Annotated in this window: 11 protein-coding genes; 9 read left to right on the top strand and 2 right to left on the bottom strand. The window is 40.5% G+C overall.

Features of this window, described 5'->3' with window-relative positions:
- Window positions 1-2 precede the first annotated feature (2 nt).
- Genes tsaD through LVD16_RS21340 form a run of 5 tightly spaced genes read left to right on the top strand, consistent with a single transcriptional unit; the run spans window position 3 to window position 3228 of the window.
- A complete protein-coding gene (gene tsaD / locus LVD16_RS21360; protein WP_233770325.1) occupies window positions 3-1007 on the top strand; it encodes a tRNA (adenosine(37)-N6)-threonylcarbamoyltransferase complex transferase subunit TsaD in 1005 nt (334 codons plus the stop codon).
- Window positions 1008-1011: 4 nt separating this feature from the next.
- Window positions 1012-1404 (top strand): thioesterase family protein, encoded by a 393-nt coding sequence (locus LVD16_RS21355; protein WP_233770324.1) that lies wholly within the window; start codon window positions 1012-1014, stop codon window positions 1402-1404.
- A 2-nt stretch (window positions 1405-1406) separates the two neighbouring features.
- Window positions 1407-1874, top strand: a complete 468-nt coding sequence (smpB, locus tag LVD16_RS21350) for an SsrA-binding protein SmpB (protein ID WP_233770323.1) — start codon at window positions 1407-1409, stop codon at window positions 1872-1874.
- Between the two features lie 6 nt (window positions 1875-1880).
- Complete coding sequence (locus LVD16_RS21345) at window positions 1881-2672, top strand: C40 family peptidase (protein ID WP_233770322.1); 792 nt, start codon at window positions 1881-1883, stop codon at window positions 2670-2672.
- A 49-nt stretch (window positions 2673-2721) separates the two neighbouring features.
- Window positions 2722-3228, top strand: coding sequence for an HNH endonuclease (locus tag LVD16_RS21340; RefSeq protein WP_233770321.1), 507 nt, complete (start codon window positions 2722-2724; stop codon window positions 3226-3228).
- A 3-nt stretch (window positions 3229-3231) separates the two neighbouring features.
- Here LVD16_RS21340 and LVD16_RS21335 read toward each other — a convergent pair whose 3' ends face one another.
- Window positions 3232-4581: a sensor histidine kinase gene (locus tag LVD16_RS21335; RefSeq protein WP_233770320.1), complete on the bottom strand. Its 1350-nt coding sequence runs from the start codon at window positions 4579-4581 to the stop codon at window positions 3232-3234.
- Window positions 4571-5965 carry a sigma-54-dependent transcriptional regulator gene (locus LVD16_RS21330; RefSeq protein ID WP_233770319.1) on the bottom strand — a complete coding sequence of 465 codons (1395 nt, stop codon included), beginning with the start codon at window positions 5963-5965 and terminating at the stop codon, window positions 4571-4573. Before LVD16_RS21330 ends, LVD16_RS21335 begins: the two co-directional genes overlap by 11 nt.
- A 301-nt stretch (window positions 5966-6266) precedes the next feature.
- Between LVD16_RS21330 and LVD16_RS21325 the strand changes: the two genes are divergently transcribed.
- The 4 genes from LVD16_RS21325 to LVD16_RS21310 all read left to right on the top strand — a co-directional run bounded on the left by LVD16_RS21325 (window position 6267) and on the right by LVD16_RS21310 (window position 13292).
- Window positions 6267-7517 carry an efflux RND transporter periplasmic adaptor subunit gene (locus LVD16_RS21325; protein WP_233770318.1) on the top strand — a complete coding sequence of 417 codons (1251 nt, stop codon included), beginning with the start codon at window positions 6267-6269 and terminating at the stop codon, window positions 7515-7517.
- Between the two features lie 47 nt (window positions 7518-7564).
- The gene (locus LVD16_RS21320; protein ID WP_233770317.1) at window positions 7565-8254 is read left to right on the top strand and encodes an ABC transporter ATP-binding protein; all 690 of its coding nucleotides are present in this window, start codon (window positions 7565-7567) and stop codon (window positions 8252-8254) included.
- A gap of 180 nt (window positions 8255-8434) precedes the next feature.
- Entirely contained in the window at window positions 8435-10810 is a 2376-nt protein-coding gene (locus LVD16_RS21315) for an ABC transporter permease (RefSeq protein ID WP_233770316.1), read from the top strand.
- 112 nt (window positions 10811-10922) lie between these two features.
- Complete coding sequence (locus LVD16_RS21310) at window positions 10923-13292, top strand: ABC transporter permease (RefSeq protein WP_233770315.1); 2370 nt, start codon at window positions 10923-10925, stop codon at window positions 13290-13292.
- The last annotated feature ends 5 nt before the right edge of the window (window positions 13293-13297 follow it).

Below are 13297 nucleotides of genomic sequence, written 5' to 3'. Positions count from 1 at the left end.
AAATGAACCCCACTATACTTGCTATAGAATCATCATGCGATGAAACTTCTGCTGCAATTATTAAAAACGGCAAAGTACTTAATAATATTATTGCTACACAATCGGTTCACGAAAAATATGGTGGCGTGGTGCCAGAATTAGCATCAAGAGCTCATCAACAGAACATTGTGCCAGTAATAGCAGAGGCTTTAGAAACCGCAGGAGTAGATAAGAAGGAGTTGGATGCCATAGCATTTACACGTGGTCCTGGTCTACTGGGAGCACTTTTGGTTGGTACTTCCTTTGCTAAATCAATGGCCTTAAGCCTGAATATACCACTAATAGAGGTAAATCACATGCAGGCGCACATACTGGCCCATTTTATAGATGACCCTAAGCCCTCGTTTCCCTTCCTCTGCTTAACGGTAAGTGGAGGCCACACCCAGCTGGTGGTAGTGAAGAGTGCTTTAGAGATGGAGGTAATTGGTGAAACGCAGGACGACGCTGTAGGGGAGGCCTTCGATAAATCTGCCAAACTTCTGGATCTTCCTTATCCGGGTGGTCCACTAATTGATAAATATGCTGCCATGGGCAACCCAGATGCCTATGATTTTCCAAATACGGAAATGCCAGGATTGAATTATTCATTCAGCGGTATAAAAACGGCATTCTTATATTTTCTTCGAGATAATAAGAAAAAGAACCTCAATTTTATTGAGGAAAACCTTTATGACATCTGTGCCAGCCTTCAGAAGGCATTAATACGCATGCTCATGCAAAAGCTGAAGCGTGCCAGTAATGAAACGGGCATCAGAGAGATAGCTATTGCAGGTGGTGTTTCTGCTAACAGCGGTCTGAGAACAGAGCTTGATAATCTGGCTAAAGATAAGGGCTGGAATGTATACGTGCCTGACTTTCAATATTGCACCGATAACGCTGGTATGATTGCTATTGCGGCACATTTTAAATATCTTAATAAACAGTTCAGTGAGTTAGATATTAGCCCTATGGCTAGAATGAAGATTTAATTTCATGAAAAACATATTTCAGCCTGGCGATATCAAAATGTATAGCAAAGAGATATTGCCAGATGATGTGGCCTCATTTCACGGTGAAGTGGTTCACTACGTGTGTTCTACTTTCACTTTAGCCAGAGAGATAGAATATGCATCACGACTGTTCGTGCTGGAAATGAAGGATGATGATGAGGAGGGAATAGGTACTCAACTGGAAATTAAACATTTATCTCCTGCTTTCGTTGGACAGAAAATCGATATCTCCGTAACTATAAAGTCATTACAAAAGAATGAACTTATATGCGATTATGAGGTTAAAGTAGGAGATAGGCTAATAGCGACAGGAATTACCGGTCAAAAGATTTTAAAAAAAGATCGCATAAAAGAGATTTTTTCTACCTTTGAGTGATTATGACGAAAGAAAAGACAAGATTTTCTAATAATATTAATATAAAGAACCGAAAAGCCAGGTATGAGTATGAGTTTATAGATACTTTTATAGCTGGTATGGCGTTGAAGGGTACTGAGATAAAATCCATCAGAGAGGGTAAAGTGAATTTGCTAGATGGATACTGCTTTTTCAGTAAAGGAGAGTTGTTTGCCAAAGGCATTCACATTACGCCATATGCCCAGGGTTCTTTCTATAACCATGATTCTAATCGTGAAAGAAAGCTTTTGTTAAAGAAAAAAGAGTTAGACAGACTTGAGACTAAAATGACAGAGAAAGGTCTAACTATTATTCCTAGCAGGCTTTTCATTAATGATCGTGGTTTGGCCAAGTTAGAAATAGCGCTGGCTAAGGGTAAAAAACTGCATGATAAGAGGGACAGCATCAAAGAAAAAGACGTAAAAAGAGAACTAGAAAAAATAAAATACTGATCTACTATGGAAATAGAAGAAAAAGGTATTTGCAGGCTTAGTGTTGTTCCGGTAAGAAAAGAAGGTAGTGACAAGAGTGAAATTGTTACTGAATTACTTTTTGGAGAGCACTATACGGTAACTGAAGTATCTAAAGATAAAAAGTGGCTTAAAATATTAATCCATTTTGATAAATACGAAGGTTGGTTAGATGCCAAGCAGCATACCCGCATTTCAGATGAGTATTTTAATCAGATTAATAATGTAGATTATAAAATCTGTACAGAGCTGTCTTCCAGCATATTATATAAAAAACATCAGCTGCCTATCGTGATGGGTAGCATCTTGCCTATCTCTACCAATGAAATTTTTAAGGTGGAGGAGCAGCTGGCTTTTAATGGTGAAAGCAAAAGCCTGAGTCAGAAGCGAGAATTTGATTTTCTAAAGCAAATAGCCTGTAAATATCTTAATGCACCTTACTTGTGGGGTGGTCGTTCTCCGTTTGGTATTGACTGCTCAGGGTTTACTCAAATCATTTTTAGAATTTGCGGATATACCTTGCCGCGGGATTCGTCTCAGCAGGTAAAGGCAGGAAGTGCCGTAGCCTCAGTGGAAGAATCTAAGCCAGGAGATCTGGCGTTTTTCCAAAATGACAAGGGTACCATCATCCATGTTGGCTTAATTCTTAACCAAAAAGATATCATTCATGCATCAGGAATGGTGCGTATAGACACCCTTGATGAACAAGGAATTCTGAACAAAGAAACCAATACATACTCGCACCAATTATCTTCAATAAGGCGAATTATTAAAGATTAAATTATCCTCTGCCTTTGCTTTCATAAAGGATACGGCTTAACTTAAGAGGATGAACCGTAAGGTGTTAGTTTTAAACCAGGATTTTAGTCCTATTTCGGTATGTACAGTTCAGCGAGCCTTTCTTCTTACCTACACTAAGAAAACGGAGTTAGTGGCTTCTGCCAATGGGCATAAGCTTCATTCTGTGTCGCAGAGTTTTCCAATGCCTTCGGTTATTCGCTTAATCAGATACGTACATGTGCCTTATAAGGGGGTAGCGCTTACCCGCCAAAACGTGTTCAAGAGAGATGGCTTTGCCTGCCAATATTGTGGAACGCGCAAAGACCTCACCCTCGATCATGTTATCCCTCGCTCAAAAGGAGGTAAGTCTACCTGGAATAATTTGGTGACCGCATGTAAGCGATGTAACACCCGAAAAGGCGATAATAGCCCTGAAGAGGTGGGAATAATGCTCAAAATCGTTCCATTCAGGCCTAACTATGTCATGTTCCTCAGAGATTTCTCCGGATTTCATGGTGGCGAATGGATACCTTTCTTAAAATCGAAGCGCAATTAGATATTAGAATGTTAGTGTGAATTCTGTGAATTCGTTAGGCTCAGAGTCTACACTCAGTGATCCATTATGTAGCTGCATGATCTGCCGCGAAAGACTCAGTCCAATGCCGGAGCCACGCTTCTTAGTGGAATAGAACGGTATGAAAATCTGATCTAAAGCTTCTCTTATTATACCTGGGCCATTGTCTCTTACTGAAATAATAATGTTGCTATTTGAATCTGTATAAGCAGATACGGCTACTGTTGGTTTTTCCGTTTCCTCCAGCGCTTCAATGGCATTTTTTATGAGATTGATAAGCACTTGCTCTATTAACTCTTCATCTATATTAAGCTCCAGACTTTCATCGTTCACTTCGCAGGAGTAATGAACATTGGCCTTTTTAATCTCTACTTTCATCAACTGTGAAATGTGCTCCAACAGGTGGCTCACTTTTATAACCTTCACCTGAGGCAAAGGAATGGACGTGTAATCTCGGTAGGCATCAATGAACTTTATCAGGCCCTGGCTTCTGCCTTCTATGGTACCCAGACCGTCCTGTAGGTCTTCTACCGTTTCTTCAATCAATGTATAATGATCCTCCTGCTTGGTTAAGTCCTCCATAAGAATGTCTTTCATGGTGGAGGTGAGTGACGCAATTGGGGTAATGCTATTCATGATCTCATGTCTGAGCACGCGCGTTAAGTTTTGCCAGGCTTCTAGTTCTTTCTTTTGAAGTTCTGGTTGAATGTTTTGTAGCGCAACCAGCTTAATCTTTTTGCCTCGCAGAATAAGTTCGGTTGCATGCACGGCGAGTTGTACATCTCCTTCACTGCGGAATAAGGTGCTTTTGCCGGTGGGCAAGTCAAACAAAACTTTATAAAGGCGAGACTGCTTGGCAATGAGCTCTTCAATGTTGCGGAGCTGATCTACTTTTAGAAAGCGCTTGGCTGTAGCATTCATTAACTCTACTTTGCCATGATCATCAAAAGACATAAGTCCAGTACTTACATGCTCTACAACCGTATGCAGATATTGAAGGTGCTCTTCTTTTTCAGAGCGAGCTTTTCTGAAGGCCTCCAGTACCTCGTTAAACGCCTGATTAAGGTCTTTAAAACTTTGGCCTAATTTGTTATCAGACGAGAAGCCAGAGGCGAAATCTGAATACTTTACAGATTCCAGAAATCTGGTGAGCTTCCGGTTAGTGTTAGAAATAAAGTGAAAGATCTCAATCAGCTCTAGCAACACAATGATACCAATGATGAGACCTGTAATAAAGAGTGTGGAAGACTGAATGCAATAAGTGAAAATAGCCATAGTGATACCCAAAAGGATAACTCTAAGAGCTACTTTAAATCTAAAATCCTTATAGACCATACTTTTCTAATCTTCTATAGAGTGATGATCTGGTTAGGCCTAGCTCTGAAGCCGCCTGGGTAATATTTCCGTTGTATTTCTTAAGCACTTTTCTTATCAGGATTTTTTCTACGTCTTCCAGTTTAAATTGATCCAGCATTACATTTTCACCTTCCATGCTGTTTTGCGGCTGCGCGTTAAAGTTAAAATCTTCTGGCTGAAGTACCTGAGATCCGCTCATAATTACGGCACGTTCTATGGCATGTTGTAATTCTCTAATGTTTCCCGGCCAGCTGTGCTTCTGCATTCTGCTGGTGGCTCCATCACTAATCTTCAGTGCTGGTTTGCCATATTTCTGTGAGTATTGTTTTAGAAAATGTTCTGCCAATAGCGGTATATCTTCCAGTCTATCTCGTAGTGGAGGTAGTTCTATTTCAATGGTGTTGATGCGGTAAAGTAAATCTTGCCTGAACTTATTGTCTTTCACCATATCATACAGCGGCATGTTAGTGGCGCAGACTAAGCGGATATCAATATTTACTTCTTTGTTTGATCCTACACGGCTTACCCTTCGGTTCTGAATGGCAGTGAGCAGCTTGGCTTGAAGTGGCAGGGACAGGTTGCCTATTTCATCTAAAAATAAGGTTCCATTGTTGGCAATTTCAAAACGACCGGCTCTATCTTCCTTGGCATCTGTAAATGAACCCTTCTTATGCCCAAAAAGCTCACTTTCAAATAGTGTTTCGCTAACTGAACCTAAATCTACATTAACGAAAACCTGATCTTTACGACCTGAATTGTTATGTATAGCTCTGGCAACCAATTCTTTACCGGTTCCATTCTCTCCTAGAATCAAAACATTGGCATCCGTAGCAGCTACACGGTCTATAGTTTCGAATACTCTTCTGATGGCCGGGCTTTGACCTATGATATTCTCATACTTCGAGTTAATCTGCAGGTTGATTTCCTTTTGCTTGGTCATAAGGTCTTCCACCTGTTGTAAGCTTTGCCTTAATTTCATAGCAGAGAAAAGAGTGGCTAGTAATTTTTCATTCTCCCATGGTTTTAAAACGAAGTCTGTAGCTCCGGCCTTTATGGCTTTTACGGCCATCTGTACATCACCATAAGCTGTAATTAGCACCACTACTGCAGACGGATCTATTTCAAGGATCTTCTCCAACCAATAATATCCTTCCTTACCACTACTTACATCTTTAGTGAAATTCATGTCCAGCAAGATCACATCATAGTCATCATTGGTGATGAGGGCAGGTATGGATTGAGGGTTTTTCTCCAGATCTACCTGCGCAAAATGACGCTTTAAGAAAATTTTCGCTGCCTTTAATAAGTCTTCATTGTCATCAACAATAAGTATGCGGCCTATCTTTTCACTTTTTTCAACCATGTGTACATGAATTAATTTATAATATGCTGATTACTAGGCAAAGTTGATACCTCTTTGGCGTTCACAATGACTCATAATTAAAGAATGCCTTGTTATTCAGCTTATTGAGGCATTATGTTAATTAAATTTTAATCAGCTCACAATATTATCGTTCACTTTATTGTTCGGTGGCGGACGATCACGTTCATGAATGAACGTAGGCGGACTAGGCGACCGGTCATAAATATGCCCTGAGAGGGGTTAGGGGTATTTGGCACACTTGTTGGCAAATGAGATTTCGAACTCAAATAAATAAGTCTGAATGGACCGGAAAATCAAGAAAAAGAAGTGGACACTTAAAAAGTTAGCCACGATCGGTGGAGCCGCTGTAGTAGTAGGCTTTATATTCTATCTTTTGGTATTTGCTGATAGAAGATCCAAACTGAAAGTAGAGAAAGATAAAATCACTATATCATCAGTGAAAAGGGGAATATTTCAGGAAAGGATACCTCAGACCGGAACCGTAGAACCGAGCGTTACCTTCTACCTTGATGCCATTGAAGGTGGTAACATCAAGAAGGTATACAAAGAAAGTGGAGCAATGCTTGAAAAAGGCGATGTCATAGTGGAGCTATCTAACCTTAACAGAGAGCTGAGCGTACTTTCTCAAGAAGCAGGTTTGAACGAAAGTATCAACCGTGTTCGCCAGACCAGACTTTCTCTGGAACAGAATGACTTGCAGCAGCAACAAACTCTGGCTCAGATAGATAACGAGCTCGCTAAGCTAAAGCCTCAGTATGACAGACAGAAAATGTTATATGGTAAGAAGCTGATCAGCAAGCAGGAGTTTGAGCAGACAGAAGCAGATTATAACTATAACCTTAAGCGTAGAAAGATTACTTATACCAGCTATAAGAATGATTCATTATCTCGTGTGAGACAGCTTACTCAGCTGAACCGTTCTGAAAGAAGAATGACTCAGAGTTTAGAAGGCGTTGGTCAGATCTTGGATAACCTTACCATTAAGTCACCAATAAACGGTCAGCTTTCAACACCTCCTTTGTTTGAAGGTCAGGCGGTGAGTCAGGGGCAGAGGCTTGGTCAGGTAGATAAGATTGGAAGTTATAAGGTGAGAGTTCCTATAGATGAACTTTACCTACCTAGAATTTCTACCGGCTTAAATGCTACTACCACTTTTGCTAATAAGGATTACAAACTGGTGATCACTTACATATACCCGACTATTACTAACGGTAGATTTGAAGTAGATATGGAGTTTGAAGGTGATTCTCCGGAAGGAATAAGAAGAGGTCAATCCTTAAGATTAAGAATTGAATTAGGTCAGTCTTCAGAAGAATTACTATTACCTGTAGGTGGCTTTTACAAAGATACTGGTGGTAACTGGGTGTTTGTAGTAAGTGAAGATGGTTCTTCTGCGGAACGTAGAAAAATAAGACTTGGGCGTAAAAACCCTGAGAACTTCGAAGTGCTGGAAGGCTTAAAGCCGGGTGAAAAGGTAATTACCTCCAGCTATGATAACTTCGGTGATAATGAAGTACTTGTGTTAAATTAAAGATATAAAAGGTCAAAAACTCAAAATTTAAATTTAAACCTATGTCCATGATAAAAATTAAAAATCTCCAAAAGGTTTATACTACAGATGAGGTAGAAACTACTGCTCTGAACAGTATAAACATAGAAATTAAAGAAGGTGAATTCGTTGCCATTATGGGGCCTTCTGGTTGTGGTAAATCAACCCTTCTAAATATTTTAGGTTTATTAGATAACCCTAGCGATGGTGAATATCACTTTGGAGAGCATGAGGTTTCTGATTACTCTGAAAGACAGAGAGCACAGTTGAGAAAAGGATCTATCGGGTTCGTATTCCAAAGCTTTAACCTGATAGATGAGCTTACTGTATTTGAAAACGTAGAGCTTCCACTTCTTTATTTAAAAGTGCCATCTGCTGAGCGTAAACAAAGAGTAGAAGAGGTTTTAGAGAGAATGAATATCATGCATAGAAGAAATCATTTCCCTCAGCAGCTTTCTGGTGGTCAGCAGCAGCGTGTGGCTATTGCCAGAGCTATAGTGGCTAAACCAAGTGTAATTCTGGCGGATGAGCCTACTGGTAACCTTGATTCTGCTAACGGTGAAGAAGTAATGAAGCTTTTAGCTGAGTTGAATGAAGAGGGTACAACAATCATCATGGTGACTCACTCTCCTTATGATGCTAATTATGCGCACCGAATCATCAACTTATTCGATGGTAAAGTGGTAACTGAAAATATCAAAGAGCAATTTCATATTTAAAAAGATAAAGAGAATTTTTTAACAAGGCTTAACCATAAGCTCGGGTAAGGGATTCTCTTTCTTTTTATGGTCTTACTTGGTAATGCAAGGTACTATACAAAATAATTTCTTCCGTTCAAGCAACCTTCAGGCTTAGTCTTTAGTCTTTGGTTTAATTCCACACTCCTAAATCTTACCGACATGTTAAAAAACTACCTTAAAATCACCTTTCGTAGCCTTTGGAAAAGTAAAGTATTCGTACTCATTAATGTTTTGGGTATGGGTGTTTCCATGGCTTGCTGTATTGTAGCCTACCTTAATTATACATTCAATACTGATTTTGATAAGCAGCATGTAAATGCCAGCGAAATTTATAGGGTGGATTTTGTTAGAGATTTTCAGGGCAATATCACAAATAATGGTATTGCTCCTCAGCCGTTAGCGAATTCGGTGAGAGATGAACTGACTGGAGTGGAGGAGGTGGTGAGCTGCTTGCCAGTTTATGCCAACATTAGAATCAATGACGACCTTTTCGCTACAGATATCCTTTATGCTGACGAAGGGTTTCTAAACACTTTTACCTTTCCACTGATAAGTGGGGTAAAGACCGATCTTTCAGATAAGTCGAAAATCTTTATAAGTGACAAGGTGGCGGAGAAGTATTTTGGAGATGGGGAAGCTCTGGGAAAGCAAATCACTCACATTCTGGATAGTGGAACTCAAGAATATGTGGTGGCTGGGGTATTTGAAAAAATGCCTTCTAACTCCAGCTTTCAGTTCGATGCAGTTACTCTAATGGATAACTATGCCACCACTGTGCAGCGCAAACCTCTAGAAGACTGGACCCGATGGAATGTTATGTTCTTGCAGGTGCCTGATAAAGGGGATATTCCGGCTATCGAAAATCAGCTGCAAAAATATGTGCCCATCCAAAATAAAGCCCGCGAAGACTTTAAGGTGACGTCTTTCTATCTGGAGCCTTTCGAAGGAATGGCTGTACGGGCAGAGCGAGATGATATGCGTAATCATTGGTTTAGGAATAGTTTGCCTACTCCTGCCGTGTTTGCACCTATGATCATGTCTTTTCTCATTTTGCTGATAGCTATTTCCAATTTTACCAATACTTCCATAGCTATTTCAAGCAGAAGGTTGAAGGAGATAGGAATTAGAAAGGTGATGGGAAGCCGTAAGGGACAGGTAATCGCTCAGTTTTTATTGGAGAATGTTACCCTGTGTTTGCTATCTGCTATTGTAGCCTTAATCATGGCCGAAGTTCTGGCTCCGGCTTACAGCCAAATGTGGGATTTTGTGGATCTTGATCTTAATTATCTCACTAACGCCAGGTTCTTGCTCTTCATGTTTGGTCTATTGATCCTGACAGGTATTCTGGCCGGTAGCTACCCTGCTTTTTATATCAGCAAGTTCGAGGCAACCAGTATTTTGAAGGGGACTTTCAAATTTGGAGGTACTAACTGGCTAACTAAGGCGCTTTTGTGTATGCAGTTTAGCATCTCTCTTATTGCACTTATTGCAGCTGTGGCGTTCATTCAAAATGCTAATTATCAGAAAGAGTTCGATTTTGGATTTGAAAAGGATGGTATCATTTACACCTTCATTAATGGTAAACAAGAGTTCGAAGCTTACAAAAATCAATTATCTAAGAATGAGCAGATTACAGCCATAGGAGGCACCAAGCATCATATTTTTTCGTCAATAGCGAATGACCCTGTCAAATATAATTCCCTTGAATTTGAAACTGACATCATGGAGGTGGATTATGACTATATGGACATCATGGGCATGACGCTGGTTGAAGGAAGGAAGTTCAATAAAGACTCTGAAACTGATAGAAAGGAATCAGTCATCATTAACGAAACCCTGGCTGCCGAATTGGGTTTAGATGAGCCCCTGGGAGCCAAGCTGGTATGGGCTGATACCGTGCCGCTTTATGTGGTGGGCGTTGTGAAAGATTATTACTCCAGCGGCCTTTGGGAAGAGATCGATCCCACCATATTACGTTTAAATAAAGAAGAGGAAATAAGCCGCATCATTGTAAAGGCAAAAGTTTCTGACCTGAAAGAGGTAAATGAATTTATGGCTGCGGAGTGGAAGGAGTTATTTCCTAACCGCATGTATAATGCAGTATTCATGGACAGCGATAGTAAAGAGGCCAGCAATGTGAATGACAACATCCTAAAGCTATTCATTTTTCTTGGTCTGGTAGCTACTTTGCTTTCGGCCAGCGGCTTGTTCAGCATGGTATCCTTAAATATTATCAAGAAAATGAAAGAGATAGGGGTGAGGAAAGTGTTGGGAGCCTCGGTGTCTAACATAGCTTATAATCTTAATTTCCAGTTTTACATTATTCTATTTATAGCAGCCATTTTAGGGTCATTGGCCAGCTTTTATTTTATAGATTCTTTAATGGCGAGCATCTGGAAGTTTTATCAGCATACCAATGTGCTTACTTTTCTCATTGGCATTGTGCTGATATTAATTGTTTCATCTCTCACAATAGGGTCAAAAGTGTTTAATGCAGCTTCCATGAATCCGGTGGATACGCTGCGAGATGAATAATTTTTCAAACGGCTGTAACATATTGAAACTTATGTAGTCTAACCAGTAAGGTCAAAAACTCAAACAACAACACAACATGCTTACTAACTATCTTAAAGTTGCTTTACGCAACATGAGGAAACATAAACTGTTTTCCGTTATCAATATCCTGGGGCTCACCATAGGTATAGCCGGCACACTATTTATCATCATGTACATTCAGGATGAGCTCGGTTATGATCATTTCAACGAAAAAGGTGATAGAATTTACCGCGTAAACCTACATGGGAAGCTGGCTGGGCAAGATATACATACCACCAGCACTTGCTATCCGCTTTATAAGGCCATGGTGGAGGAGATTCCGGAAGTAGAGCAAGCCACCCGGGTGAATGATATGGGCGAATGGATATTCAGATACGAAGACAAGGCTTTTAAGGAAGAGAAAGTGATGACAGCTGACTCAAACTTCTTTAATATTTTCAGCTATGAGTTGCTAAAGGGAAATCCAAAAACAGCTTTAATGGAACCCAATAGCATGGTGATTTCAGCTTCTTTAGCCACCAAATATTTTGGAGAAGATAACCCGCTGGATAAGACCATGTCTATCGGTAATGATAAGTCAAACTACAAGGTTACTGGTGTATTTGCTGACGTGCCAAGTAATTCACACTTGAAATTCAACGCATTACTTTCATCAAGTACTTTTAGCTGGATGAATGATAATCAATGGCTTAGCAATAGCCTCTGGACTTATTACGTGATCAGCGAAGGTGCCGATCCTGCCGATGTGGATCGTAAAATGGATCCTATTTTAGAGAAAAATGTCACTCCTGCCTTTGTAGAGTTTCTGGGCAAGTCATTAGAAGAGTTTAGAAGTGAAGGTGGTATTTATAATTATTGGAGCCTTCCATTATATGATATACACTTGAAATCCTCTTTGCAAGATGAACCAGAGCCGCCGGGCAGCATGAGCTACATCTGGATCATGAGTATTATTGGTGTGTTTATCATGGTAATAGCCTGTATCAACTTCATGAACCTGACCACCGCTAAATCAGCAGGTCGTGCTAAAGAAGTAGGGCTGAGGAAAACCCTCGGTTCACTAAGAAGTACCTTAATAGGTCAGTTTCTAACTGAATCAGTGGCTTATGCCGTGATTGCAGCGCTACTAGCTGTAGTAGTAGCTTATTTTCTGATGCCGCTTTTTAATGAAATATCTGGTAAGCAGTTGGTTATTAGTGATTTATTGAATTTAAGCCTGCTGGGTATTTTACTTGCCATTATCGTTTTTGTAGGCTTACTGGCAGGCAGCTATCCTGCTTTGTACCTCACCTCATTTAAAATAACAGAGGTTTTAAAAGGCAAATTAAAGGCCGGGATGAAGAGTGGAGGCATTAGAAGTTTTCTGGTGACATTCCAATTTTGGATTTCCATTGTACTGATCATCTGTACTGCTATTGTTTATCAGCAGCTGAAATATGTGCAGAACCAGAACCTGGGATTTGATAAAGAACATATTCTCATGATTGAGGACGCCAGCAGACTGGATAAAAATCAGGTTTCTTTCAAAAACGAATTGATGAGTAACACCGCCATAGCCGGAGCCAGTTATTCTAATAACACCGTTCCCGGAGTGAACAATACTACCATTTTCCGTGCGGCAGGAGATGAGGCTGACCATATTATGGCTACCTATTATGTGGATTATGAACATCTGAAAACCCTTGATTTAGAAATGAAAGAAGGCCGATTCTTCGATCTTAACTTCCCTTCAGATTCTAATGCCGTGGTGATCAACGAAGCGGCAGTAAAAGAGCTGGGCTGGACAGATCCTTTAAGCGAAAAATTGATTGACTTTAATTCAGATTCAGCTATATACAGAAATGTGGTAGGTGTGGTGAAAGACTTCAATTTCGAGAGTTTAAAGTTTAATGTAAGGCCATTGGTGCTTCGCTTTACCAATACAGGTAACATCCTTTATGTACGATTTGCCGGTGAAGACCCAGCCAACATGGTTGCCAGCATCACTGATACCTGGGATAAATACATGACCGGTGATCCATTATCTTACTCATTTTTGGATGAAGATTATGATGCCCTGTTTAGAGCAGAACAAAGGTTAGGTCAGGTGTTTACAGTCTTCACAGTACTAGCCATTTTTATTGCCTGTTTGGGCTTATTCGGCCTGGCAGCCTTCACGGCAGAGCAGCGCACCAAAGAAATAGGCATCAGAAAAGTACTGGGTGCCAGCGTCTGGAGCATCACTTCGCTGATGTCTGCTGAGTTTACCAAGCTGGTAATCATAGCCTTTGTACTGGCCGTCTACCCCGCCTACTACGTCATGGATCGATGGCTGGAAGGCTTCGCCAACAAAACCGAGATCACCTTCTGGGTATTCCTCCTCGGCGGCCTGGCAGCACTGCTCATCTCCTGGCTCACCGTGAGCTACCAATCCCTCAAAGCCGCCAGGGTAGATCCTGTGAGGTCTTTAAAGTATGAGTAGGGTTT

This window comes from Fulvivirga ligni (genome assembly GCF_021389935.1).
Taxonomy (GTDB): Bacteria; Bacteroidota; Bacteroidia; order Cytophagales; family Cyclobacteriaceae; genus Fulvivirga; species Fulvivirga ligni.
This window is presented reverse-complemented; position numbering and strand designations above follow the sequence as displayed.